At 72.4% G+C, this 23,006-nt stretch carries 26 protein-coding genes; 16 read left to right on the plus strand and 10 right to left on the minus strand.

What is annotated here, in order from left to right; all coding sequences use genetic code 11:
* Positions 1 to 278 precede the first annotated feature (278 nt).
* Both SSNG_RS23905 and SSNG_RS23910 read left to right on the plus strand, forming a co-directional pair.
* A complete protein-coding gene (locus SSNG_RS23905; RefSeq protein ID WP_042801761.1) occupies positions 279 to 1,196 on the plus strand; it encodes a DUF4097 family beta strand repeat-containing protein in 918 nt (305 codons plus the stop codon).
* A 1-nt stretch (position 1,197) separates the two neighbouring features.
* Complete coding sequence (locus tag SSNG_RS23910) at positions 1,198 to 2,082, plus strand: helix-turn-helix transcriptional regulator (protein WP_007266478.1); 885 nt, start codon at positions 1,198 to 1,200, stop codon at positions 2,080 to 2,082.
* Positions 2,083 to 2,261: 179 nt separating this feature from the next.
* Here SSNG_RS23910 and SSNG_RS23915 read toward each other — a convergent pair whose 3' ends face one another.
* From SSNG_RS23915 to SSNG_RS23930, 4 genes are all read right to left on the minus strand, one after another.
* Positions 2,262 to 2,822, minus strand: a complete 561-nt coding sequence (locus SSNG_RS23915; RefSeq protein ID WP_007266479.1) for a Clp protease N-terminal domain-containing protein — start codon at positions 2,820 to 2,822, stop codon at positions 2,262 to 2,264.
* Positions 2,822 to 3,031 (minus strand): helix-turn-helix domain-containing protein, encoded by a 210-nt coding sequence (locus SSNG_RS23920; protein WP_007266480.1) that lies wholly within the window; start codon positions 3,029 to 3,031, stop codon positions 2,822 to 2,824. Before SSNG_RS23920 ends, SSNG_RS23915 begins: the two co-directional genes overlap by 1 nt.
* Before the next feature lie 51 nt (positions 3,032 to 3,082).
* Complete coding sequence (locus tag SSNG_RS23925) at positions 3,083 to 4,045, minus strand: zinc-binding dehydrogenase (RefSeq protein ID WP_007266481.1); 963 nt, start codon at positions 4,043 to 4,045, stop codon at positions 3,083 to 3,085.
* Between the two features lie 391 nt (positions 4,046 to 4,436).
* The gene (locus SSNG_RS23930) at positions 4,437 to 5,627 is read right to left on the minus strand and encodes an NADP-dependent malic enzyme (RefSeq protein ID WP_277752168.1); all 1,191 of its coding nucleotides are present in this window, start codon (positions 5,625 to 5,627) and stop codon (positions 4,437 to 4,439) included.
* Between the two features lie 537 nt (positions 5,628 to 6,164).
* Here SSNG_RS23930 and SSNG_RS23935 point away from each other — a divergent pair.
* Genes SSNG_RS23935 through SSNG_RS23945 form a run of 3 tightly spaced genes read left to right on the plus strand, consistent with a single transcriptional unit; the run spans position 6,165 to position 8,856 of the window.
* A complete protein-coding gene (locus SSNG_RS23935) occupies positions 6,165 to 7,115 on the plus strand; it encodes an ABC transporter substrate-binding protein (protein ID WP_042801763.1) in 951 nt (316 codons plus the stop codon).
* 29 nt (positions 7,116 to 7,144) lie between these two features.
* A complete protein-coding gene (locus SSNG_RS23940) occupies positions 7,145 to 8,092 on the plus strand; it encodes an amino acid ABC transporter permease (protein ID WP_007266485.1) in 948 nt (315 codons plus the stop codon).
* A gap of 11 nt (positions 8,093 to 8,103) precedes the next feature.
* Entirely contained in the window at positions 8,104 to 8,856 is a 753-nt protein-coding gene (locus tag SSNG_RS23945) for an amino acid ABC transporter ATP-binding protein (RefSeq protein ID WP_042804020.1), read from the plus strand.
* Between the two features lie 133 nt (positions 8,857 to 8,989).
* On the opposite strand, the gene SSNG_RS23950 is transcribed toward SSNG_RS23945, so the two are convergent.
* Entirely contained in the window at positions 8,990 to 9,760 is a 771-nt protein-coding gene (locus tag SSNG_RS23950) for a class I SAM-dependent methyltransferase (protein WP_007266487.1), read from the minus strand.
* A gap of 90 nt (positions 9,761 to 9,850) precedes the next feature.
* Here SSNG_RS23950 and SSNG_RS23955 point away from each other — a divergent pair, with 90 nt between their 5' ends.
* A complete protein-coding gene (locus tag SSNG_RS23955) occupies positions 9,851 to 10,480 on the plus strand; it encodes a CGNR zinc finger domain-containing protein (RefSeq protein ID WP_007266488.1) in 630 nt (209 codons plus the stop codon).
* Here the strand turns inward: SSNG_RS23955 and sodX are convergent.
* The gene (gene sodX / locus SSNG_RS23960) at positions 10,384 to 10,803 is read right to left on the minus strand and encodes a nickel-type superoxide dismutase maturation protease (RefSeq protein ID WP_128637119.1); all 420 of its coding nucleotides are present in this window, start codon (positions 10,801 to 10,803) and stop codon (positions 10,384 to 10,386) included. The genes SSNG_RS23955 and sodX overlap by 97 nt on opposite strands.
* 174 nt (positions 10,804 to 10,977) lie before the next feature.
* Here sodX and sodN point away from each other — a divergent pair, with 174 nt between their 5' ends.
* Positions 10,978 to 11,373, plus strand: coding sequence for a superoxide dismutase, Ni (gene sodN / locus SSNG_RS23965; protein WP_007266490.1), 396 nt, complete (start codon positions 10,978 to 10,980; stop codon positions 11,371 to 11,373).
* A gap of 104 nt (positions 11,374 to 11,477) precedes the next feature.
* On the opposite strand, the gene SSNG_RS23970 is transcribed toward sodN, so the two are convergent.
* A complete protein-coding gene (locus tag SSNG_RS23970) occupies positions 11,478 to 12,041 on the minus strand; it encodes a GNAT family N-acetyltransferase (protein WP_042801766.1) in 564 nt (187 codons plus the stop codon).
* Positions 12,041 to 12,289, minus strand: coding sequence for a hypothetical protein (locus SSNG_RS23975; protein WP_042801768.1), 249 nt, complete (start codon positions 12,287 to 12,289; stop codon positions 12,041 to 12,043). Before SSNG_RS23975 ends, SSNG_RS23970 begins: the two co-directional genes overlap by 1 nt.
* 404 nt (positions 12,290 to 12,693) lie before the next feature.
* Between SSNG_RS23975 and SSNG_RS38100 the strand changes: the two genes are divergently transcribed.
* From SSNG_RS38100 to tgmC, 5 genes are all read left to right on the plus strand, one after another.
* Positions 12,694 to 13,227: a hypothetical protein gene (locus SSNG_RS38100; protein ID WP_007266493.1), complete on the plus strand. Its 534-nt coding sequence runs from the start codon at positions 12,694 to 12,696 to the stop codon at positions 13,225 to 13,227.
* Positions 13,228 to 13,302: 75 nt separating this feature from the next.
* The gene (locus SSNG_RS23985; protein ID WP_007266494.1) at positions 13,303 to 13,647 is read left to right on the plus strand and encodes a hypothetical protein; all 345 of its coding nucleotides are present in this window, start codon (positions 13,303 to 13,305) and stop codon (positions 13,645 to 13,647) included.
* A gap of 46 nt (positions 13,648 to 13,693) precedes the next feature.
* Positions 13,694 to 13,957, plus strand: a complete 264-nt coding sequence (tgmA, locus tag SSNG_RS23990; protein WP_007266495.1) for a putative ATP-grasp-modified RiPP — start codon at positions 13,694 to 13,696, stop codon at positions 13,955 to 13,957.
* A 7-nt stretch (positions 13,958 to 13,964) separates the two neighbouring features.
* The gene (gene tgmB / locus SSNG_RS23995) at positions 13,965 to 14,924 is read left to right on the plus strand and encodes an ATP-grasp ribosomal peptide maturase (RefSeq protein WP_007266496.1); all 960 of its coding nucleotides are present in this window, start codon (positions 13,965 to 13,967) and stop codon (positions 14,922 to 14,924) included.
* A complete protein-coding gene (tgmC, locus tag SSNG_RS24000) occupies positions 14,921 to 16,087 on the plus strand; it encodes an ATP-grasp peptide maturase system methyltransferase (RefSeq protein WP_007266497.1) in 1,167 nt (388 codons plus the stop codon). Before tgmB ends, tgmC begins: the two co-directional genes overlap by 4 nt.
* A gap of 137 nt (positions 16,088 to 16,224) precedes the next feature.
* Here the strand turns inward: tgmC and SSNG_RS24005 are convergent, their stop codons facing one another.
* Positions 16,225 to 17,034 carry an ATP nucleotide 3'-pyrophosphokinase gene (locus SSNG_RS24005; protein ID WP_042801770.1) on the minus strand — a complete coding sequence of 270 codons (810 nt, stop codon included), beginning with the start codon at positions 17,032 to 17,034 and terminating at the stop codon, positions 16,225 to 16,227.
* A 243-nt stretch (positions 17,035 to 17,277) separates the two neighbouring features.
* Here SSNG_RS24005 and SSNG_RS24010 point away from each other — a divergent pair, with 243 nt between their 5' ends.
* Complete coding sequence (locus SSNG_RS24010) at positions 17,278 to 17,616, plus strand: NIPSNAP family protein (RefSeq protein WP_007266499.1); 339 nt, start codon at positions 17,278 to 17,280, stop codon at positions 17,614 to 17,616.
* Between the two features lie 129 nt (positions 17,617 to 17,745).
* On the opposite strand, the gene SSNG_RS24015 is transcribed toward SSNG_RS24010, so the two are convergent.
* Positions 17,746 to 17,931 (minus strand): DUF6104 family protein, encoded by a 186-nt coding sequence (locus SSNG_RS24015; RefSeq protein WP_007266501.1) that lies wholly within the window; start codon positions 17,929 to 17,931, stop codon positions 17,746 to 17,748.
* Between the two features lie 142 nt (positions 17,932 to 18,073).
* Between SSNG_RS24015 and SSNG_RS24020 the strand changes: the two genes are divergently transcribed.
* The 3 genes from SSNG_RS24020 to SSNG_RS42295 all read left to right on the plus strand — a co-directional run.
* Positions 18,074 to 20,152 (plus strand): trypsin-like peptidase domain-containing protein, encoded by a 2,079-nt coding sequence (locus SSNG_RS24020; RefSeq protein ID WP_042801772.1) that lies wholly within the window; start codon positions 18,074 to 18,076, stop codon positions 20,150 to 20,152.
* A gap of 88 nt (positions 20,153 to 20,240) precedes the next feature.
* Positions 20,241 to 21,251 carry a MoxR family ATPase gene (locus SSNG_RS24025; RefSeq protein ID WP_007266502.1) on the plus strand — a complete coding sequence of 337 codons (1,011 nt, stop codon included), beginning with the start codon at positions 20,241 to 20,243 and terminating at the stop codon, positions 21,249 to 21,251.
* A 6-nt stretch (positions 21,252 to 21,257) separates the two neighbouring features.
* The coding region (locus tag SSNG_RS42295; RefSeq protein WP_007266503.1) for an SAV_2336 N-terminal domain-related protein at positions 21,258 to 23,006 on the plus strand (1,749 nt) is incomplete at its 3' end.

The raw sequence follows: 23,006 nt of genomic DNA on the forward strand, positions 1-23,006 counted from the left end.
CGCGGCGTTTGAGCGCAAACGGGGTCAGGGGCAGCGCCCCTGGGAACGGTGGAAGGGTGGGTAGGGGACCCTCGCCCCGCGCAGCGGCCAACCCACCCGCGCACGACCCACCGGCCCCCGCCACCCGAACCGACCCTGCCCCGCACCGACGGCCGGAGGCTGTCGCAGCGGTGCGGGCGACGCGTGAAGAAGGGGTGCTTGACTTCGGGGTGCCGCGATATATCGTGTCTACAGAAGACGCGATATGTTGCGTGCGTCAGCCTGAGGAGGAGCAGCACATGTCCGAGCAGATGACGTGGTCCGTCGCCGCACCGCAGAAGCTCACCTTCGAGCAGCCGGTGGACGACCTCCGCGTACGCGTCGTCGGCGGCACCGTCAACGTGGTCGCCGCCGAGGAGGGCCCGGCCCGGCTGGAGGTCGCCGACGTCGACGGGCCACCGCTGCACGTGGTCCAGGACGGCAGCACCCTCACGCTGTCCTACGAGGACCTCCCCTGGAACGGCTCCCAGGGCTTCCGGAAATGGATCGAGGGCAAGCCGTGGAAGGCCTGGACCGGCTCCTCCCCGGACGGCCGCAAGGCCTGGGAGCGCAGCGTCACCGTGACGCTGACCGTCCCCGCCGGCACCCGCGTCCAGCTGGCCACCGTCAGCGCCGCCGCCTTCGTGTCCGGCATCTCCGGCGGCACCGAGGTCAACGGCGTCTCGGGCGACGCGACGCTGGTCGGGCTCTCCGGGCGGGTGGAGGCGCGCACGGTGTCCGGCGGTGTCGAGGCGCAGTCCGTCGCCGGTGAATTCGGCTTCCACTCGGTCTCCGGCGGCCTGACGGTCGTCGACGGCGCGGCCGGCAGCGTACGGGCCGACTCGGTCAGCGGCGACATGCTCATCGACCTCGTCCCCGACCCGGACGCCGCCAAGCCGGTGGACGTCTTCCTCAACTCCGTCTCCGGCCAGGTGGCCATCCGCCTCCCGCACCCCGCCGACGCCAAGGTCGAGGCCAACACCGCCACCGGCAGCGTCTCCAACGGCTTCGCGGACCTGCGGGTCACCGGCCAGTTCGGCGCCAAGCGGATCACCGGCACCCTCGGCGCCGGCAGCGGCACCCTGCGCGCCACCACCGTCTCCGGGGCGATCGCCCTGCTGAGCCGCCCGCAGGCGGCCGCGGCCGCTCCCCTCCAGCTCGACAAGAAGGTGCTCTGACATGCCGCCCGTCTTCGCCCACGGCCGTCTCCGCCTCTACCTCCTCAAGCTGCTGGACGAGGCGCCCCGCCACGGGTACGAGGTGATCCGGCTGCTGGAGGAGCGCTTCCAGGGGCTGTACGCGCCCTCCGCGGGCACCGTGTACCCCCGGCTGGCCAAGCTGGAGGCCGAGGGGCTGGTCACGTACGCCACCGAGGGCGGGCGCAAGGTGTACTCCATCACCGACGCGGGCCGCGCCGAGCTGGCGGACCGGGTCGGAGAGCTGGCGGACCTGGAGGTGGAGATCCGTGACTCCGTCTCCGAACTGGCCGCGGAGATCCGGGACGACGTGCGCGGCGCCGCAGGCGACCTGCGCCGCGAGATGCGGGCCGCGGCCTCGGCGACGGCGACCCACTTCGAGGACGAGTCCTGGAAGGCGGCCAAGGAGGAGTTCCGCAAGGCGAAGCAGGAGTGGAAGGAACAGGCCCGCCGGGCCAAGGACGAGAGCCGCCGGGCCCGCGAGGAGGCCCAGCAGGCCCGCCGTCAGGCCAAGGAGGCCCAGGAGCGGGCCCGCGAGGAGGTGCAGCGCATCGCGGCGCAGCTCCAGGAGCAGTTCGCCAAGTCCGGCGGTGTCCTGGGCAGCCTGGCCGGGGCCTGGCTGGGGAACGGCCACACCGCCCCCGCCCCCGAGTGGGCGGCCGCCCCCGGACCTGCGGGCTCGGGCTGGGCCGAGGACCTGACGGCCACCGCGGAGCCGGCGCGGGACCTGGACCGGCTGCTGGACCGCTTCCGCGACGACGTCCGCGACGCGGCCCGCGACCACGGCGTGACCCCCGCGCAGCTCGCCGAGGCCCGCGCCCACCTGGCGGCCGCGGCCGCCCGCATCGCGGCGGGGCTGAAGGGCTGAAGGGCTGACGGCGGCTAGGGGGTGTTGCGAAAGTCCTGTGCGCTGCTCGCGGTATCCGGTGCGTGCTCTCGGCGCGCCGGGCGAAGGCCCTCGTACTGGGCGTACTCGGGACTTCGACCGGTGCGGCGAGAGTGCGTGCCGGGCGCCGTGGGCGCCGTGCGGGACTTTCGCAACACCCCCTAGGCGGCGAGGCCCGTCTCCACCGCGGCGTAGGTGACCCCGTGGTCCGCGAGGACCTCGGAGACCGGGCCGGGGCGGGAGATCAGGGCCAGGAGCAGGTGGAGGGTGCCGATGTGGCGGTCCTTGCGGCCCAGGGCGACGCGCAGGGACTGCTCCAGGGCCTTCTTCGCGCCCTGGCTGAAGCGGACGTGCCGGTTCTCGGGTTCGGGGCGGCCGAGGGCCTCGCGGAGCGAGGCCGCCACGCCCCGCCTGCGGGGCGCGGGGGCCTCGAGGGCCCCCTCGCCGTGGGTCTCCTCGACCCGGGAGACGACCTCCGAGAGGTCGATGCCGAGGCCCGCGAGCGCCTCCTCGTCCGCCTTGGACATCCCGCCCCGGCGGCGGGCCGCCTCCAGGCCGGCGGCCACCGCCGCGCGGTCCACGCCCAGCGGGGCCATCGCGCCGCCGTCCAGCAGGGAGAGGAGCAGGTGTTCCTCGGTGACGGCGCTGGCTCCGGCGGCCCGGGCCCGGGCCGCCGCACCGGTCACCGCGTCCCGGGCGTCCCGGGTGAAACGTTCGAACATCACAGCCTCCCGTGCTTCTTGTGTACGGCCTGCCGGCTGACGCCCAGTTCGGACGCGATCTCCTGCCAGGACCAGCCCTGCGCGCGGGCGCTGCGTACCTGTACGGCCTCCAGCTGCTCCAGCAGCCTGCGGAGGGCGGCCACGGCACGCAGGCCCACGCGCGGGTCCCGGTCGCCGGCGCGTGCGGCGAGGTCGGTCGCTTCGCTCATGCTGTCAATGTAGGTTGACGCGGGAGGGTCGTCAACCCTGATTGACAGGACTCAGGTCGTGAGGACGATCTTTCCGAAGAGGTCACCCGATTCGAGCTTCTCGAAGCCCTCGCGCGCCCGGTCCAGCGGCAGCACCTGGTCGATGACCGGGCGGATGCCGGTGGTCGCGCAGAAGGACAGCAGGTCCTCCAGCTCGTCCTTGGTGCCCATGGTCGAGCCGACCACCTTCAGCTCCAGGAAGAAGATCCGGTGCAGCTCGCCCGCCGGCGGGGTGCCGCCGCTGGTCGCGCCGGAGATCACCAGGGTGCCGCCGGGGCGCAGGCTCTTGACCGAGTGCGACCAGGTGGCGGCGCCCACCGTCTCGATGACCGCGTCCACCCGGTGGGGCAGCCGCGCGCCCGGCTCGTACGCCTCCACCGCGCCCAGTTCCACGGCCCGCTCGCGCTTGGCCTTGTCACGGCTGGTGGCGAAGACGCGCAGGCCCGCGGCCTTGCCCAGGACGATCGCGGCGGTGGCGACGCCGCCGCCCGCGCCCTGGACGAGCACGGAGTCCCCGGGGCGGACCCCGGCGTTGGTGAAGAGCATCCGGTACGCCGTCAGCCAGGCCGTCGGGAGGCAGGCGGCCTCCTCGAAGGACAGCTCGGCGGGCTTGCGCAGCACGTTCCAGGCGGGGACGGTCACCTGCTCGGCGAAGGTGCCCTGGTAGCGCTCGGTGAGGATCGAGCGGGGCTCGTCCGGGCCGACCCCGTGGCCGCTCTGGCCGATCACGGAGTGCAGGACGACCTCGTTGCCGTCCTGGTCGGTCCCGGCGGCGTCACAGCCGAGGATCATGGGCAGTTTGTCCTCGCCGAGGCCGACCCCGCGCAGCGACCACAGGTCGTGGTGGTTGAGGGAGGCGGCCTTGACGTTGACGGTCACCCAGCCGGGGCGGGCCCCGGGAGCCGGGCGCTCGCCCAGCTCAAGGCCGTTCAGCGGCTGGTCTCGGTCGATTCGGGCGGCATAGGCAGCGAACATGGCGCCAGACGCTACCGGTCGGTAGGCCGTCCTGACCAGGGGTGGGTGATCGCGGTCCGGCTGGAGTGGAAGTACTGGTTCGATGCTCAACTACCAGCCGTACCAGGCGGTTTGTGCCTCGCATGGGGCTAACCGGAACGTCAAGAACAGTCCTGGAGGGGGGTAGGATTCAAGCCATGCGGCGCGCTCGTCATGAGCCTGTCATTCCCGTCGCGTTCTCGCTTTGCGTTCCCGCGTTCTCCCACGCGCCCGGCAAGGGGGGCGGAGCGACCCCTCCCGGTTCGGGGGCGGGGAGGGTGCGTTCCTGCGGGGGAACGACGCGCACGCGAAGAGGCCCGGCCGGATCGATCCGGCCGGGCCCCACCCGTGGCACTGTGACTCAGCGTGGCGCTCAGGCCAGGCGGGCCACCCCGTCGGCCTTCGCCGCGGCGGCGACCGCGGCCGTGACGGCCTCGGCGACGCGCTCGTCGAACGGCGAGGGGATCACGTAGTCGGCGGCGAGCTCGTCACCCACGACGCCGGCGATGGCGTCGGCGGCGGCGATCTTCATGCCCTCGGTGATCCGGGTCGCGCGGACCTTCAGGGCACCCGCGAAGATGCCCGGGAACGCCAGCACGTTGTTGATCTGGTTCGGGAAGTCCGAACGGCCGGTCGCCACGACGGCCGCGTACTTGTGCGCGACGTCGGGGTGGACCTCCGGGTTCGGGTTGGCCATGGCGAAGACGAAGGAGTTCTCCGCCATCGTGGCCACGGCCTCCTCGCCGACGGTGCCGCCGGAGACGCCGATGAAGACGTCCGCGCCCGCGAGGGCCTCCTCCAGCGTGCCGTTCAGGCCGGTCTTGTTGGTCAGGCCCGCGATCTCCGCCTTGACGTCCGTCAGGTCGGAGCGGTCCGAGGAGACCACGCCCTTGCGGTCGGTGACGCAGACGTCGCCGATGCCCGCGTCGACCAGGATCTTGGCGATGGCGATGCCCGCCGCGCCGGCGCCCGCGATCACGGCGCGCAGGTCGCCGAGGGTGCGGCCGGTGAGCTTCGCCGCGTTGCGCAGGGCGGCCAGCGTCACGATGGCCGTGCCGTGCTGGTCGTCGTGGAAGATCGGGATGTCCAGCGCCTCCTGGAGGCGGCGCTCGATCTCGAAGCAGCGGGGCGCGGAGATGTCCTCCAGGTTCACCCCGCCGAAGGACGGCGCCAGACGGATGACCGTCTCGACGATCTCGTCCGTGTCCTTGGTCGCGAGCGCGATCGGAACCGCGTCCACGCCGCCGAACTGCTTGAAAAGAATCGCCTTGCCCTCCATGACGGGGAGGGAGGCCTCGGGACCGATGTCGCCGAGTCCGAGCACGGCCGTACCGTCGGTGACGACGGCGACCACGTTCGACTTCCAGGTGTACTCGTTCACGAGCTCCGGCTGCTCGGCGATGGCGGTGCACACCTTCGCCACGCCGGGGGTGTACGCCAGGGACAGGTCGTCCTTGTCGTTCACCGGCACCGTGGCCTGAATGGCCATCTTGCCGCCGCGGTGCAGCGCGAACACCGCATCGGGGTTGTTGTCCGTCGCACTGTCGCTGCGAGGGTTGACGATCTCCGCTGCCACTTCGTGTGACCCCTTAAGTCCTTGAATCGTTGAGGGTGGCCACTCCTGGTTAAGGGGTGGGCGGGCACCGCGTTCGTACTCCGCATCGACGGTTGGACCGCCTCCGCGGAGGGGAGGTTCGTACGCGCGGGCGCGCCGCACGCGCGCCCTGAGCCCCGGATGAGGGGTGTAAGGATCTGTTCTACCCGAAGAACATGCGCCCAGACGAGTCGAATCCGGACTGATCGTAGGGTCCTTGCCCCGGTTTTGGCTAAAAGTCCAAATCTCTCTGTCCAGCAGGCGAGACGCACCGTAAATAGTGAGGCGAAAACGCCAGGTCACGGGGGTTTGTGCGGCTCCGATGGGCCTTGCCCGCAGTCCTGTTGGCTAGTCGGGGGCGCCCGTTATCTGATTTTGACCTGACGGGCACCCTGAATGCGTCAGTCCGAATGGCAAGATGCCGTAATCACACAAGGTCGCGACACTCGATGGTGCGTGCCCGACCTTCTCTCGGATGCTTTTCCACCCCTGCCGGAGGAACCGCTCATGACCGCAAGCACCACCCGTCGTACGACCGCCGCCCGGTCCCGGATCGCCGCGGTCGGCGCGATCGCGGTCGCCGGCGCCCTGATCCTCACCGGATGTGGCGACCAGACCGAGGGCAACGGCTCCTCGGACTCGGGCAAGACCGACAACAGCGCTCCGCTGTTCTCGAAGCTCCCGAAGAAGATCCAGGACGCGGGTGTCATCAAGGTCGGCTCCGACACGGCCTACGCGCCGATGGAGTTCGTCGACGGCGGCAAGATCGTCGGTGTCGACCCGGACATCGCCGAGGCCCTCGGCAAGCAGCTCGGCGTGAAGTTCCAGTTCACCTCCGGCACCTTCGACGGCCTGATCACCTCCCTGGAGACCGGCCGCCAGGACATCGCGATGTCCTCGATCACGGACAACAAGAAGCGCCAGGAAGGCCTGGACGACAAGGGCCAGAAGATCGGCAAGGGCGTCGACTTCGTCGACTACTTCTCCTCCGGCGTCTCGCTCCTCGTCAAGAAGGGCAACCCGCAGAACATCAAGTCCCTCGACGACCTCTGCGGCAAGACCGTCGCCGTCCAGCGCGGCACCACCTACGAGGACACCTTCAAGGCCCAGGCCGAGAAGTGCGGCGACAAGAAGCTCACCATCGAGGCGTTCGACACCGACGCCGAGGCCCAGACCCGCGTGAAGGCCGGCGGCGCCGTGGCCGACCTGAACGACTTCCCGGTCACCGCCTACACGGCGAAGACCTCGGGCGGCGGCAACGACTTCGAGGTCGGCGGCGCGCAGGCCGACGTCGGCCTCTTCGGCATCGCGGTCTCCAAGGAGAACACCCAGCTGCGCGACGCCCTCAAGGAAGCCCTCGACGCCATCATCAAGGACGGCTCCTACGCCAAGGTCCTGGAGAAGTGGAACGTCAAGGACAGCGCCGTGCAGTCCGCCACGATCAACGCCGGCAAGTGATCCGAGAGCTCCACTGAAGGGCAGTCATTGTGACTGACAAGATCGACAAGGGTCCGGCCGCCACTCCGGCCGGGCCCGGCGCCTCGGGCAACCCCTACGAGGCGATCAAGGCCATCCCCGTACGGCACTACGGCCGCTGGATCAGCGCCGTGGTGGTCGCCGTCATCCTGGCGTGGCTCGTCTACGCCTTCTCCCAGGGCAAGATCATCTGGGGTACGGTCGGCGACAAGCTGTTCGACCCCGCCGTCCTGAGCGGCCTCGGCAACACCATCATCATCAGCATCTCGGCCATGGCGCTCGGCCTGGCGCTCGGCATCCTCTTCGCCGTGATGCGGCTGTCGAAGAACCCGGTCACGAGCTTCGTCTCCTGGCTCTACATCTGGTTCTTCCGCGGCACCCCGGTCTACGTCCAGCTGCTCGTCTGGTTCAGCCTCCCGCTGATCTTCCAGTACATCAACCTGGGCCCGATCTACAAGAACGAGACCGTCGACGTCATGACGCCGTTCATGGTCGCCCTCCTGGGCCTCGGCCTGAACGAGGGCGCCTACATGGCGGAGATCGTCCGTGCGGGCATCCAGTCCGTCGACGAGGGTCAGACCGAGGCCTCGCACGCGCTCGGCATGACCCAGACGCAGACCATGCGCCGCGTCGTGCTGCCGCAGGCGATGCGCGTGATCATCCCGCCGACCGGCAACGAGTTCATCAACATGCTGAAGACCTCCTCCCTGGTCTCGGCGGTGCAGTACACCGAACTCCTGCGCGCCAGCTCCAACATCGGCAGCACCGCCGGCGCCGTCATCGAGATGTACTTCGTGGCCTCCATCTGGTACCTCGCGCTGACCAGCGTCTTCAGCGTCGGCCAGTACTACCTGGAGCGCCGCTACGCCCGCGGCTCGCTGCGCAGCCTGCCGCCGACGCCGTTCGAGCGGCTCAAGGCCAACCTGAACATGTTCCGCCGTACGGAGGTGGCGAAGTGACCGCCCAGCCGATGGTCAAGGCCGAGGGCGTCCACAAGTCCTACGGCGCCGCCCACATCCTGCGCGGCATCGACCTCGAGGTCGCCCCCCGCGAGGTCTTCTGCCTGGTCGGCCCGTCCGGCTCCGGCAAGTCCACCTTCCTGCGCTGCATCAACCACCTGGAGCGCATCAACGCCGGCCGGCTCTCGGTCGACGGCCAGCTGGTGGGTTACAAGCAGAAGGGCGACAAGCTCTACGAGCTGAAGGACAGCGAGGTCGCGGCCCAGCGCCGGGACATCGGCATGGTCTTCCAGCGCTTCAACCTCTTCCCGCACATGACGGCCATAGAGAACGTCATGGAAGCCCCGGTCATGGTCAAGGGCGAGAGCAGGGCCGTGGCGCGCGAGCGCGCGGTCAAGCTCCTGGACCGCGTGGGCCTGGGCACCAAGGGCGGGAACTACCCGTCCCAGCTCTCCGGCGGCCAGCAGCAGCGCGTGGCGATCGCCCGCGCGCTGGCCATGGAGCCGAAGCTGATGCTCTTCGACGAGCCCACCTCGGCCCTGGACCCGGAGCTGGTCGGCGACGTCCTCGACGTCATGCGGGACCTGGCCGAGTCGGGCATGACCATGATCGTGGTGACCCACGAGATGGGCTTCGCCCGCGAGGTCGGCGACAACCTCGTCTTCATGGACGGCGGCGTCGTGGTCGAGTCCGGCAACCCGCGCGACGTGCTGGGCAACCCGCAGCACGAGCGGACGAAGGCGTTCCTGTCCAAGGTGCTGTAGCGCTCCGCGGGAACGCGTGGGTGAGGCTGCGGGCCGTCCCTGGCCGGTCGCGCGGCTCCCCGCGCCCCCGGCGGGGTGCGGAAGGGGCGGTACGGACATCCGTACCGCCCCTTCGCGCTGCCGCCGGGAATTCCTACTTGAGACCTAGGACCAGCGCGTCCGAGGGGGAGCGCCAGACCGTACGGGCCTCCGCGAAGCCCGCCTCCCGCAGGGTGCGGGCGTGCCAGAACTCGTCGGGGGTGTCGCCGTCGGCGTGCTCCCCGTAGATCTCGAACCTGGCCTTCGTGGGCCCGGCCAGCACCGGGTCGGCCGCTGCCAGTGCCCACCAGTCCCGCCAGTCCAGGACCCCGGCGGCCTTCGCCCGGTCCATCCCGGCGTGCCGCTGCGCCCGGTCGGCGGCGTTGATCAGCGGGGTGGAGGCGTCGGGCATGTGGTCGGCGTTCATGAAGACCCCGCCGGGGCGCACCAGCGGCGCGATCTGCCCGTACAGGACGGCCAGCTCCGCGCTGGGGAGCCAGTGCAGGGCGGTCGCCGTCAGCACGGCGTCGTACGAGTCGTACGGGAGGGCCGCGCGCCAGTCGGGGTCCTTCAGGTCGGCGGTGACGAAGCCGACCCGCTCGTCGCCGGCGAAGTGGCCCCGGGCGATCGTCAGCAGCGCGGGGTCGAGATCCAGCCCCGTGCTCGTCGCCTCCGGGAACCGCCGCAGCAGCCGGTCCGTGATACTTCCCGTACCGCACGCGAGGTCCAGCACCCGGGGGGAGGGACCCACGAAGGCCTCGACCATGTCCAGCATCACCCGGAACCGCTCCTCGCGGTCGGGCATGTACCACTCCTGCTGGCGGTCCCAGCTCTCCTGCCAGGCCCGCCAGTCCGTACCGAACGAGCCAGTCACAGCGTCCGCCATCCCGAACCCCTCCACACGTAATACCCTCGAAGCCAAAGCAGCCGTTACTCGGCTGATGTCGACACTAAACCGCAGCCGTAAGGACTACAAGTGGAACTGGCCCATTACTCGGACTTCGCCGTGCGCCTGGTCAACACCGAGGAGCCGGCCCGCAGCAAGGACGCCCTCACCTCCGTGGACGACGTCCGCGCCCTCTTCGGCGCCAGCGTCCAGATGGCCCGCCGGGTCACCGACACCGACGTCACCCGCTTCCGCAACGTCCGCGGCCGGCTCCGCGCCGTCTTCGAGGCCGCCGACGGCGGCGACCACGCCCTCGCCGTCGACCTCCTCAACTCCCTCCTCATGGAGTTCCCCGTGAGCCCCCAGGTCACCGGCCACGACACCGCCCGCGACGACGGCAGCCCCGACTGGCACCTCCACCTCGCCGAGCACCCCTCCAACGCCTCCGCCGGCTACGCCGCCATGGCCGCCATGGGACTCGCCTTCGCCGTCACCGAACACGGCCCCGACCGCCTCGGCCTCTGCCAGGCGCCGCCCTGCCGCAACGCCTACCTCGACACCTCCACCAACCGCTCCCGCCGCTACTGCTCCGACCGCTGCGCCACCCGCGCCAACGTCGCCGCCTACCGCGCCCGCAAGCGGCTGGAGGCCGAGGCGTCCGCACGCAGCGGCCGCACCGCCGACCACGCCCAGGACAGCCGCGCCCTCAGCGAACGCTGACCCGCCGGACGCGGCCGCAGCCGCAGGAACGCCACCGCCAGCACCAGCTCCTCGGGGACCGCGCCGTAGTCGGTGCTGTCCCCGGTCTCGTTGAACGGGTTGTCCCCGAGCATCCACCAGCCGCCCGGCCGGCGCTCCGCCGCCCGCTTCACCACCAGCAGGTCCTGCTGCAGCGGATGCCGGAACACCACCACGTCACCCGGCCGGACCAACCCCCCGTACCGGACCGCCAGCCGGTCCCCGTGCACCAGCGTCGGCACCATCGACGGCCCCGTCACCTCGGTGATCCCCACGCGCACCCGCGCCCGCCCGCTCCGCACCATCTCCGGCCTCCTCATCGCTCCCCGCATGCTGCCGCAACGCCCCGTACGTTCGCTCACCCCCGCCCGGCCGGGGCTGGACTTTTGTCCTAAGCCCATGGGGGCGCCCGCGATTTCCGGATTCTCAGCGAGTAATCTCCACCCTTGAGAAGACGATCACGAGGAGGACCCACTCCAATGCTTTCCCGCTTCTTCGCCCCCAAGGTGAAGGTCTCCGCCCACTGCGACCTGCCCTGCGGCGTGTACGACCCGGCCCAGGCCCGCATCGAGGCCGAGTCCGTCAAGGCCGTCCAGGAGAAGTACCAGGCCAACGAGGACGCGGACTTCCGCGCGCGCGCCATCACCATCAAGGAGCAGCGCGCCGAGCTCGCGAAGCACCACGTCTCGGTGCTGTGGAGCGACTACTTCAAGCCCCCGCACTTCGAGAAGTACCCCCAGCTCCACACCCTGGTCAACGACACCCTGAAGGCCCTCTCGGCCGCCAAGGCGTCGAACGACCCGGCGACCGGCGCCAAGGCCCTGGAGCTCATCGCCGAGATCGACCGCATCTTCTGGGAGACGAAGGCCGCCTGATCTCGGGCGCCCCGGTTTTTCCCTGCGCTGCTGGTCAGAGCGTAAATGACAACGGCCCGACCGCTTCGTGCGGCCGGGCCGTTGGGCTCTCAAAAGATCATTGGTCAGGGTGCTGTGGAAGCGGCGATTTCGAGGACCATCGCCTTGTAGAACGGCGCATCCTCCCAGGGGTGGGCCGTTCCGACCGCCCGGTACCCCCATGCGGCGTAGGCCGTCTGGGCAGGGGCTGCCTCCGGCTCGGGCCGCACCGTGAGCGTGACCCGCTCCACCGCGAGACCGCCGAGGAGGGCGGCGTGCAGCGCGGCGGCGACGCCCCGGCGGCGCCACGGCTTACGGACGGCCAGCTCCAGGATCACCAACGTACGGGTGCCGTCCTCGTGCGTGAAGTCCTCCGGAAGCTCCCTGTCCAGGTTGGCCCACCAGCCGGTGTCGGCCGCGAGGAGGTACCCGTACGCGAAGCCGATGACCTCCTCGCCGTCCCGGGCGATGATCAGCCGCATTCCGGGGCGCTGGACGTGGGCGAGGTAGTGGTCGATGAACTGCGCGACGTCGGAGGGGCCCTCGTTGTAGGGAGGCTCGGCGTAGACCTCCTCGTAGGCCGGAAGGAATGCGTCGAGGGCGCCCGCGGCCTCGGACCCCTCGAACCGCTCGTACCTCACCTCGGACATCACGCCGCCCCCCTTGTCTGTACGTACTCGGCCAGTTCGCCGGCAGCCTCCCGGGCGGAGGCCGCTTCGACGTTCCCCAGCGCGCCGGCCGCCTCGGCCAGCCGCTGCGTGACGCGCCCGGATTCGACCTCCTCCAGGTGCTCCAGGCTGCCTACCGCATGCGCGGCTCCCTCGTCCACCTCTCCGGCGGCAATGAGGTTCTTGGCCAGGGTGATCCGGTAGAGGGCGAACCCAGTTCGGTCGGACAAAGTCCGAACATGGCGTGCAATGTCCGCCAGGCCTTCGCGCGCGGCGCGGGCGGGTTGGGCTGTCGCCACCGCCGGACCTGCCGGCCCGTCAGCGTGACGGGCTCGCCGAGGATGTCCGCTGTCATCTGGAACGCCCGCAGGAAGTCCGCCGGTTTCTCCCAGCCCTGGACGATGCACGCATGCGTGAAGGCTGTCAGATCGGGTTGCACCGTCACCTCCGGTGACCTGGGGGTACCTGACCGTAGCGGTTTCCGGGGCTCCTGAAAGCCCGCTCGACGTGAAAAGTCCGCCCGAAAGTCCGGGCGAAGGTCCGGCGGCCCCGGGCCCGGAGCCGTTCACTCGTGGTGAGGGAGCCGACGGGCAACGCCCGCCGACCGTCCGCCCGACGACGCTAGGGAGCCGCCATGTCTTCCAAGAGAACGGCCGACTGGTACGCGAGCTGTCTGTCCGAGCCCGCGAACGCCCACGCCGAGTGGCAGGACCACGGCGTCGCCGTACTGCCGCTCGGCGCCAGCTTCGAGGCCGTGCGCATCCCCGACGCGCTCGCCTTCGCGGCCGCCGTGAGCTCCGACCGCCGGCTCGTCGACATCGCCCTCGCCCGCGCCCTGGAGGGGCCCGTCATCCACGACTCGCGCGGCCGGAACTACTACGCGCTCGTCGAGCCGGGCACGTCGGACCGCTGGAGCGCCCGAAGCCCCGTGGAATGCCTCAGCCGCGGCACCCACCTTGGCGTACCCGACACCACCGTGGACCGCCCCAGCGAGGGCCGGCCCATCTACTGGGCCGCCACCCCCGCGCCCGGGGCGTACTTCTGCCGGACGGCCGCCGTCCAACTCCTCGTCCGCATCGGCGCGGCGCGAATCGCCGAGGCCGTCCAGGAGACCCACCAGGCGGCCGCGAGCTCGGGCCTGGAGCGCGAGGTGACCACGCGTGGGTGATCGCCGGAGACAGGCTCTGTACCTCCTCGTCCTCGCCGGAGTCGCCGCGGCCCTTGTCCTGCGGGAGGGAGCGAAGTGACGCACGGGTGGGACCGCGTGGAGCGCGAGGCCTTCGACCTCCACCGGCTGACGCTGGAGGTGGTGAAGTCCGCCGCTCACCCCGACGGCGAGTGCACGCAGACGCACGCGAGGTGCCCCAGCTGCGGCCAGCTGGCGCCCATCGACATCAAGTACGGCGGCCCTATGGCCTACTGCCAGCTCTGCCACTCGGGTTGGGCCGTCCACCACGACCCGTGGGTGTGCTGGGCGCGCAGCAACTTCTTTGACGGCCGACCGGGCGGGGAGGCAGCTCTGGCCGATGAGGTGAGCGGGTTGACGCCGCTCCTCGTCGCCGCGCGCGCCCTGCTCGACACCCTTTGACCTCCCGGTCCCATCCGGGCCCGGGTTTACCCACGATCGGAGTCCCATGTCCATCACCTCGCCCCTGCCCCTCGCCCCGTGGGGAAGCAGCCGACTCGCCCCGTACGCCACCACCGTGCCGATGCCGCACGCCTCCGTCACGATCGACCCCGTCACCCAGCTCGGCGTCTTCCGCGACCGGAACGGCTGCGTGGTCGAGATGGGCCAGCACGGCACCGCGTCCGCCACCGGCACCTCCCAGACGACCAGCCCGGACGGACAGCCGGGCGCCACCGACCAGAGCACCGACCAGGACGACCAGCAGGACTGACCCCCCCATGACCGAGACAAGGCCCGTCCTGGTGGCCACGGAGGCGGAGGATCCCACCGCTGACAGGGTCATCACCCACCTCAACCGGCTCGGTGTGCCGGTGCTGAGGTTCAACCCCGCCGACATCGGCGACGGCCTGACGGTCTCGGCTCGGTACGGCATCCGCTCGGCCCACGCGGCCGGGCGGGTGCTCACCCCGTCGAGAACCGCCCACCTGGACGACGTACGAGCCGTGTACTGGCGCCGGCCCACCTGGCCCGACTTCGCGCGCCTGGACCCCGAGGACGCCCGCTTCGCCGCCGCTCAGACGCGGCACGGTCTCGGCGGCGTCCTGCGCGCCCTCGACGGCGCACTGTGGGTAAAGCACCCGGCGCTGAACGCCGAAGCCGATTACAAGCCCCATCAGCTGGCCCTCGCCCAGCGTCTCGGCCTTGCCGTTCCGCCCACGCTCGTCACCAACGACCCTGCCGACGCTCGCGAGTTCGTCACGGCGCACCCAGAGGTGATCTACAAGACGCTGCGGTCGACGACCTACCAGCGGGACGGCGTTCCCCTGGCCGGGTGGGCGGAACCCGTCGGCGCCGACGAGATCGACGACCGTGTCCGGGTCGCCCCGCACCTCTTCCAGGAGCGCGTCAACAAGGCGTACGACGTCCGGGTCCTGATCGTGGGCCGCCAGGTCTTCGCCGTACGCATCGACTCTGGGCTCCTGGACTGGCGGCGGGACTACTCTGCCCTGACCTACTCGGTCGTCACCCTGCCGACCCCGGTGGAATCGGCCCTGATCGCCTTCATCGACACCTTCGGCCTCGCGTCCGGATCCTTCGACCTCGCCGTCGACCGCGACGGCTCGCACTGGTTCTTGGAGCTCAACCCCAACGGCCAGTGGGGGTGGCTGGAGGAGCAAACAGAGCTCCCGATGGCGGCCGCCTTCGCTGACCTCCTCACCCAAGGAGGAACCCCTTGACCGACACCAGCCCGTACCGGCAGGCCCTCGCCGACCGCCTCGAAGCCGCCGGCTCCATCCGTACCCCGTCCTGGCGGAAGGCCGTCGAAGCCGTTCCCCGCGAACTGTTCCTCAACCCGGGCGTCTTCCTGCCCGCCGGGAACGGGCGCTGGCGGCCCGTGACCGCGGCTGGCGCGGACCCGGCGGAGTGGGCCGAGATCGCCTACTCGGACGCGTCCCTCGTGACGCAGCTCGACAACCACCTGACCGCCGATCAGGCACTCGGACCGGTCCCCGGCATCCCGACGTCGTCCTCCACGGACCCGGGCCTCGTGCTGGAGATGATCGAGGAGCTGGAGGTCGAGGACGGACATCAGGTCCTGGAGATCGGCACCGGGACCGGCTACTCCTCGGCCCTGATGTGCCACCGCCTGGGCCAGGACAACGTCACCACGATCGAGGTCGACCCCGAAGTGGCCGCCCGCGCCGACGAGGCCCTAGAAGCCGTGGGGTTCTCCACCTGGACCGTCACGGGGGACGGACTCCTCGGCCTGCCCCGCCGGGCCCCGTACGACCGGGTAGTGGCCACCTGCGGCGTCCGGCGGATCCCCTACACCTGGGTCCGGCAGACCCGCCCCGGCGGGATCATCCTGGCCACCATCGGGTCACTGACCACGGGGACCGGCCTCGCCAAGCTCACCGTGCGCGAGGACGGGACGGCTGACGGGTGGTTCATCTCCCACGCGTCCTTCATGCCGGCGCGTTCGCAGGCGATCAGGCCGATCGCCGGGGACCCTTCCTCGCGCGTGGCCTACGCCGACAGCGACCGGCGGGCCCTCGTCGCCCCGACCACCCTCGACGAGCTCATGCCGGCCTTCCTGGTCCAGCTGGCAGCACCGACCACCCAGGTCCTGCACGTCCAGGACAGCGACGGCCGTCCCAGGGTCTACCTCTTCGACGCCACCCGCGAGAGCTTCGCCGAGCTCGTCCAGGACGGCGACGAGTGGGACGTACGCCAGGGCGGCCCGGTCCGTCTCTGGGACGACGTCGAGCGGGCACTCCTGGGGTGGGCCGACCTCGGGCGGCCGGACGTCACCAAGGTCCGGCTCACGGTAACCGAGCGCGGTCACACGTACTGCCTGGGGAGCGACCCCGAGCTCCGCTGGCATCACCCGGTCTGCTGACCTCAGCAGTTCCCGCCTGCGGTTTTCCTCCTGCGTCACCTGTCAAAATCATCGGCTTCAGCAACGCGCAAATGACAACGGCTCGACCGCTTCGTGCGGCCGGGCCGTTGGGCTCTCACGAGATCGTTCGCCGGGCGTCAGGCGGCCGGGGTCAGGAGAGGGGCGGGTGGAGCGAGGGCCGGGGCGCCGTCCGGGACGGGGACCGCGGCGAAGATCGCGTCCTGCTGGGCCTGGAGCTCCTTCTTGCGCTCGGGGCTGGTCGACGGCAGTCGCTGCTCCTCGTACAGCTTGTGCGTCTCCTCTTGGGCGTACTTGCTCGACGGCGTGTGGAACTGCACCTCGAACAGCTGCCGCGACCCGGGGGCGCGCCAGCCCGTGTTGAGTCCCTTGTAGCCCTTCTCGCGGCCCCAGGTGTTGGACCACTTCGTGGCGTCGCTGCCCCAGGCGGACAGCACCTGCGAGGCGATGGTGACGCCGGTGACGTAGCGGTCGTCGGGCCATTGGAAGGTGTAGCGCACGGCGTCGCCCAGTCGCGCCAGGACGTCGTCGGTGTTGCGCTCGGGGTGCTCCTTGAGGTCCGTGGCGACCTTCCGCTTGAGGGAGTCGGGGGACTTGAGGCGGTAGTCGAAGCCGATGACCTCGGCCTGGCTGAGGATGGCGGCGGCCTGTACGTCGCGGCTGATCGACGGCTCCGCCGCGCGGGCGCGGGCAAGGTACGCGTCGACCTTGCGGTTGTCGGCGGCGTTCAGGCAGAGCCCGTCGCCCTTCCAGCCGGCCGGGCCGGCGTCGCACTGCGCCGCACCGCCGCCGCTGCGCAGGGCGGCGGTGTGCTTGCCCGTCGCGTCGGACGGGGCGGCGGCGTGCGCGGTGAGCCCGGTCGTGGCCGTGGCCAGGGCGAGGGCGGCGGCCAGTACGGCGGCCGCCCGTCCGAGGTGGTGCGTGCTCATGCGGCGGGAGCGTCCCTTCTTGGCGCGTGGCACCGCCCGCACCGGATGAACGGGGCGGGCGGTGATCGTCGCCGGGACAACGGGAGGAACGGGGCGGAAGTACCGCGAAGCAGCTCTGATGCCGGGCATTGGCTGGATGGCGCCGTCCGGTGGCGGAATCGCTCGGCGGGGCCCGAAGCTGCGACCGGGGTGTCGGAGGCTGTCGGTAGTGTCGGCTGCCTTGCCATGTGACAGGAGCCGACTGTGATTCTTGAGATCCGTACCTATCGGCTGAAGCCGGGTACCGGTGAGGAGTTCGTCCGGGTGATGCGGGAGGAGTCCGTACCGCTGCTGGAGGCGGCGGGTATACGGGTGGTGGACTGCGGTGCTTCCCTGGTCGCCGAGGACGGGCACGAGGAGGCGTACCTGATCCGTGCGTTCGCCTCGCTCGACGAGCACCGCGATCAGGAAGCGGCGTTCTACGCCGGCGAGGCGTGGCGCCGGGGACCCCGCGAGGCCATCGTGTCGCGGATCGACAGCTCCCACAGCATCGTCGTCGAGGTGCCGGAGGAGACCGCTGCGGTGCTCGGGCGCGGGCGCTAGGCGGGCGGCTCTTTCGCGCCAGAGGGTGGGGTGGGGCGCCTGATCCAGGCGCCTCGGCCCGCGGCGCATGGCCGAGGGGCCCGACCGTACGCGGTCGGGCCCCTCAGTCGTGGGTACGCGCTGCTCGGACTACTCGTCGTCCTCGTCCTCGTCGTCCAGCCGGGCCAGCCAGGTCGCCAGCCGTTCCACCGGGACCTCGAAGTCCGGGTTCAGGTCGACGAACGTGCGGAGCTGCTCGGCGAGCCACTCGAAGGTGACCTCCTCCTCGCCGCGCCGCTTCTCCAGCTCCTCGATGCCGCGATCGGTGAAGTACAAGTCGGGCTCCGTGCCGTGTGGTGGTGATGGGGGTGTTTCCCGCCAGGATAATCCGCTTACCCCCGAGACCCTCCCGCCCGTCCGTCACCCGGCGCTACCTTGGACGCCCTTCACGGGGCGAGCGGGGAACGGGGGACCGGAGATGCCGGACGGGCGCACGGCCGGATCCGCGCGCGCCTTCGAGCTCCTCGAACCCCTCGTCCGGGCCGCCACCGTACGCGTCCACGCGCCCCCGGACGGGTATGAGACCCCCGGGACCGGGCCGACGTGGGGGAGCGGGTTCTTCATCGCCCCGGGCTGGGTCCTGACGTGCGCGCACGTGGTCGGCGAAGGGGGTGCTGCCGTGCGGCTGGCCGGGCGTGAGGTCGGCATCACCTTCTACTCCGGCAGCTCCGGAGGATCCCCGGGCCCCGGCGGCGACGGCGCCACCGGGACGGTCACGGGCCGGGTGGAATGCGTCCTGCCCGAACGGCTCGACGAGCGGCGGCCCGGCCGCCGCGCCCTGTGGGACCTGCCCGACCTGGCACTCGTCCGCGTCCTCGCCCCCGTCACCCACGCCTGCGTCTGGCTCACGGACCGGGCCAGACCCCGCCTCGACGACGCCGCCTACTTCGGCTGCACCGAGGAACTCGGCTTCCGCGAGATCACCGGCCGCACCACCCGCCTGCGCGGCATCGCCGCCGGCGGCGCCGCGATCCGCCTCGGCGACGACGACGAGATCGAAGCCGGCATGTCCGGCGGACCCGTCGTCGACCTCGCCCGCGGAGAGGTCGTCGGCGTCGTCAAGGCCCGCCGCAGCGGAGCCGGCGGCGGCCTCGCCGTGTCCGTGGCCCAGCTGCGCACCCTGCCCATGGCCCCCACCGGCCAGACCGGCCTCTACCGCAGGGTCATGCAGGCCCACGACCTGTACCACTACGACCGGCACCTGAGCGACCTCGACAGCCGCAGGACCTGGACCGACGTGCACGACGAACTCCCCGCCGGTGACGGCGACCCCTACGGCGGCCGCGGACGCCTCACCCCCGGCGAGCGCACCACCCTGTGCGGGCTCCTCGCCGAACTGCCGCCGCCCGGATCGTCGGAAGCCGTCCGGGAACTGGCCGAGCAGGCCAGGGGCGAGGAGCCCGACACCACCCTGCCCGCCCCGCTCAGCTGGCGCGACGGCCTCGGCCTGCTCCACGACCCGCCCGGCGCGGGCGGCGAGGCCGCCGCCATGCTCCGCTACGCCACCGCCGTGAGCGTCGCCGACCACCGCGAGCCGCCCGCCCCGGGCGCCGACGAGGAACTGTGGGACTGGGTACGGGCCACCGCCGAGCGGCTGTGGCGCCCCCTGCGCCGGGAACTGGGCGAACGGCACGAACGCGGCCTCGCCGAGCGGGAACGCCGCCGGCGAGCCGCCGCAGGCCGGGAGGCGCACGGCCCCGCCCGGCGCCGCACCGGGCTGCCGCCGGGCCCCTCCGTCCTGCTGGAGGCCTGGGCGCACGGCTGGGAGGACGTCTACGACTGGCGGGTGTCCGTCCTGGCCGGCCCGGCCCGCCCCGACCGGGTCACCCCCGTCGCCGCCGGCGTACGCGCCACCCTGGCCGCCCTGCCCGACGCACTGCGCGCCCCGCTCGCCGAAGGGTTCCGCCGGTGCGACACCCACGAGGCGGCCGCGCTCCTCGAAGTCGCCGTCGCACCCGAGCTGTTCGGGCTCGCCGTCGACGAGTGGACCGTGTCGGGCGGGACGCCGGTCGGGGTGCAGCGGCCGGTGGTGTTCCGCTCCGGCGGCGGGGCCGTCCCGTCCGGCCGGTGGGCACGGGTGCAGGCCGGCCCGCTCATGGCCCAGCGGGCCGACTGCCTGCGCGGCCGGCCCCGCAGCCCCTCGCCGGGCTGGCTCGCCGGGCTGCTCGACCACACCGTCCCGGTGCTCTGCCGGGCGCCGGACGCCGAACCGACCCTGGGCGCGCTGCACTCCGTACGCGAGGCCGGCTACGGGGTGGTGGTCTGCCGCAGGCCCCCCGCCGACCCGGGGGCCTCCTGCGCCCCCTTCCACCGGGGTCTGCGGGAGGAACTCGCCGAGGCCGGCCGCGGCGCGGTGCTGCCGCAACGCCTCCAGGCCCTGCGGCAACGGGCCTACGGGGCGGACCCCGACGCCTACTGGGCGGCCGGGCTGGCCCTCGTCTGGGACGACCCGGCCCGCGCGCTGCCCGAGGACGAGCCGCTGCGGGGCGACCTGTGACCCGGGACGGGCCGGCAGCCGGAGCCGGAGCCGGGTCGGGGACCGGAGCGGGGTACGGGTGGTGCGGGACGTGCGGGAGGGAGCGGGAGTGAACGAGGAATGGCTCATCTACCGGGGCGTGGGCGAACCCCACGACGGGATCGAGGCCCTACCCGAACCGCCGCCCTGGCGGGACTTCGACGGCGGCCCCGCCGTCGAACCGGGCGGCCCCGCCGCCGCCCCCGACGGCAACGTGGCCCGCCGCCTCGGCGCCCACCGGCAGGCCGCCGAGCTGCACCGGCCCGAACCGGAGGAACTGGAGGCCGTCAACGCCGCCCTCTACCTGCGCCGGCCCCTCCTCGTCACCGGCTACCCCGGTACCGGCAAGTCCACCCTCGCCCACGCCGTCGCCCACGAGCTGAAACTCGGCCGCGTGCTGCGCTGGCCCGTCGTGTCGCGGACCGTCCTCCAGGAGGGCCTCTACCGCTACGACGCCCTCGCCCGGCTCCAGGACGTCCAGATCGCCGCCGGCACCGGTTCCCCCGGCAGCCCCCCCGGCATCGGCCGGTACATCCGGCTCGGCCCCCTCGGCACCGCCCTGCTGCCCACCGAACGCCCCCGGGTGCTCCTCGTCGACGAACTCGACAAGAGCGACATCGACCTGCCCAACGACCTGCTGAACGTCCTGGAGGAAGGCGAGTTCACCCTCCCCGAACTCGAACGCGTCGCCGACTCCGAACCCGAGGTGCAGGTACTCACCGACGACGGCGCCAAGGTCACCGTCCGCGACGGCCGCGTCCGCTGCCGCGCCTTCCCCTTCATCATCCTCACCAGCAACGGCGAACGGGACTTCCCCGCCGCCCTGCTGCGCCGCTGCATCCAGCTCAAGCTCGGCCAGCCCGGCGAGAAGCGCCTCGCCACCATGGTCCGCGCCCACCTCGGCGAAGAGGCCGCCCAGCTCGGCGCCGACCTGATCCGGGAGTTCCTCACCCGCTCCCGCACCGAACTCGTCGCCGCCGACCAGCTGCTCAACGCCATCTACCTCACCCACTACGCCGCCCCGCCCAGCCGGGACGACCTCGCCGACCTGCTCATCCAGCGCCTCGACCGCCCGAGGTGAGCCGCCGTGCCCCAGGAACCCGCCCGCACCGACGGGGCCGCGGCCGCGGACATCCGCACCCTCGCCGGGCTGCTGCGCGCCGCCGGCCTCGACCCGTCCGCCGAGGAACTCGCCGACGCGCTCTGGCTGGCCGCCCGCGCCGGCAGCGCGGCGGCCCGGCCCGCCGGCACCGCCCCCGAACCCGGCTCCGCCCACCCCGGGGAACCGGCCGGCCCGCCCGGACCCGCCGACACCGCCGGACCCCCGGACCCGGCGGCCCCGGCGGAACCGGAGCCCGAGGACCCGGTCAGCCTCTACCCCGCCGGGGAACCCCCCGCCCCCGACACCGGGGCCGCCGCCGAGATCCCCGTCGCCGGCGGGATCCCCGTACGCGTGCCCGGAGCGGCCGCACTGCCCCGGATCCTGGAGATCCAGCGGGCCCTGCGCGCCCTCCAACGGCACCGGCCCCCCGGCCGCCCCACCCGCACCGTCCTCGACGAGACCGCCACCGTCGAGGCCAGCGCCCGCGCCCTCGGACTGGTCATCCCCGTCTTCCGGCCGGAGACCCGCCGCGAGGCGACCGTACGGCTCGTCATGGACGCCTCGCCGTCCATGGCGGTCTGGCGGGAGATGTTCGAGGAACTCCGCTCCGTGTGCGAGCGCCTCGGCGCCTTCCGCGACGTCCAGGCCCACCACCTGCACCGGCTCCCCGACGGGACCGCCGCCGTCGGCCGCGGCCCCGCACCCGGCCCCGGACTGCGCTCCGGCGACCAGCTGCGCGACCCCACCGGCCGGGCCCTGACCATCGTCGTCTCCGACTGCGCCGGGCCCCTGTGGCGCGAAGGCCGGGCGCAGCGGCTGCTGCACCGCTGGGCCGAGTGCGCGCCCTGCGCCGTCGTACAGCCCCTCCCGCAACGGCTGTGGGCCCGCAGCTGGCTGCCGACCGAGCGCGGACTGCTGGAACGGGCCGGCGGGGGAGCGGGCGGCGGGCCCGCCCTGCGGTTCCGGCCCGACCGGCCGCCCCGGCCCGGCCGCCCCACCGGCGGCCTCACCGTGCCCGTGCTGCCGCCCAACGCCGTCGCCCTCGGCGCGTGGGCCCGGATCGTCGCCGGCCTCGGCACCGGTCCCGTCCCCGCCGAAGTGGGCCGCGTCCTCGCCCACCACCCCGCCGCCCCCGTACCGCTGCCGCCCACCGCCCGCCCGCCGCGCGAACTCGTCCGCCGGTTCCGCTCCTCCGCCGCACCCGGCGCCGTCCAGCTCGCCGTGTACCTCGCGGCGGCGCCGCTGACCCTGCCCGTCATGCGGCTCGTCCAGCGCACCATGCTGCCCGACTCCGAGCCCTCCGACCTGGCGGAGGTCCTGCTCGGCGGACTGCTGCGGCGCAGCGGCGAACCGGCCGGGCAGTGGTACGAGTTCGTCCCCGGCGTGCAGGAGGTGCTGCTCGGGCCGCTGGGCCGGGACGAGGCCGCGCTGGTGCTCAAGCACTGCTCCGAGTACGTCCTCGCCCACTTCGGGCGCGGCGTGCGCAACTTCCCCGCGCTGGCCGTCGCCCAGCTCACCGGAGAGCCCGCGGCCGGACCGGACACGGCGCCGGCCCCCGGACCGGACGCCGGGTGGGACGGCGGCCGGGTGCCGCCCGGGCAGCTCCCGCAAGCCTTCGCGCAGGTCTCCGCCAAGGTCGTACGCCGCTACCTGCCGGGCCCGCCCGAGGACGCCCCGGAGCCCCCCGCACCGCCCGTACAACGGTCCCCGCCGCCGACCCGCCGCCCGGCCGCG

Origin of the sequence: Streptomyces sp. C, assembly GCF_000158895.1 — a bacterium.
Taxonomy (GTDB): Bacteria; Actinomycetota; Actinomycetes; order Streptomycetales; family Streptomycetaceae; genus Streptomyces; species Streptomyces racemochromogenes.

Excerpts from the sequence above, each read along its gene's own strand:
- SSNG_RS23905 (WP_042801761.1), top strand. The coding sequence starts at position 279 with ATGTCCGAGCAGATGACGTGGTCCGTCGCCGCACCGCAGAAGCTCACC.
- SSNG_RS23910 (WP_007266478.1), top strand. The coding sequence starts at position 1,198 with ATGCCGCCCGTCTTCGCCCACGGCCGTCTCCGCCTCTACCTCCTCAAG.
- SSNG_RS23915 (WP_007266479.1), bottom strand. The coding sequence starts at position 2,822 with ATGTTCGAACGTTTCACCCGGGACGCCCGGGACGCGGTGACCGGTGCG.
- SSNG_RS23920 (WP_007266480.1), bottom strand. The coding sequence starts at position 3,031 with ATGAGCGAAGCGACCGACCTCGCCGCACGCGCCGGCGACCGGGACCCG.
- SSNG_RS23925 (WP_007266481.1), bottom strand. The coding sequence starts at position 4,045 with ATGTTCGCTGCCTATGCCGCCCGAATCGACCGAGACCAGCCGCTGAAC.
- SSNG_RS23935 (WP_042801763.1), top strand. The coding sequence starts at position 6,165 with ATGACCGCAAGCACCACCCGTCGTACGACCGCCGCCCGGTCCCGGATC.
- SSNG_RS23945 (WP_042804020.1), top strand. The coding sequence starts at position 8,104 with ATGGTCAAGGCCGAGGGCGTCCACAAGTCCTACGGCGCCGCCCACATC.
- SSNG_RS23950 (WP_007266487.1), bottom strand. The coding sequence starts at position 9,760 with ATGGCGGACGCTGTGACTGGCTCGTTCGGTACGGACTGGCGGGCCTGG.
- sodX (WP_128637119.1), bottom strand. The coding sequence starts at position 10,803 with ATGGTGCGGAGCGGGCGGGCGCGGGTGCGCGTGGGGATCACCGAGGTG.
- sodN (WP_007266490.1), top strand. The coding sequence starts at position 10,978 with ATGCTTTCCCGCTTCTTCGCCCCCAAGGTGAAGGTCTCCGCCCACTGC.
- SSNG_RS23970 (WP_042801766.1), bottom strand. The coding sequence starts at position 12,041 with ATGTCCGAGGTGAGGTACGAGCGGTTCGAGGGGTCCGAGGCCGCGGGC.
- SSNG_RS38100 (WP_007266493.1), top strand. The coding sequence starts at position 12,694 with ATGTCTTCCAAGAGAACGGCCGACTGGTACGCGAGCTGTCTGTCCGAG.
- tgmA (WP_007266495.1), top strand. The coding sequence starts at position 13,694 with ATGTCCATCACCTCGCCCCTGCCCCTCGCCCCGTGGGGAAGCAGCCGA.
- tgmB (WP_007266496.1), top strand. The coding sequence starts at position 13,965 with ATGACCGAGACAAGGCCCGTCCTGGTGGCCACGGAGGCGGAGGATCCC.
- SSNG_RS24005 (WP_042801770.1), bottom strand. The coding sequence starts at position 17,034 with ATGAGCACGCACCACCTCGGACGGGCGGCCGCCGTACTGGCCGCCGCC.
- SSNG_RS24020 (WP_042801772.1), top strand. The coding sequence starts at position 18,074 with ATGCCGGACGGGCGCACGGCCGGATCCGCGCGCGCCTTCGAGCTCCTC.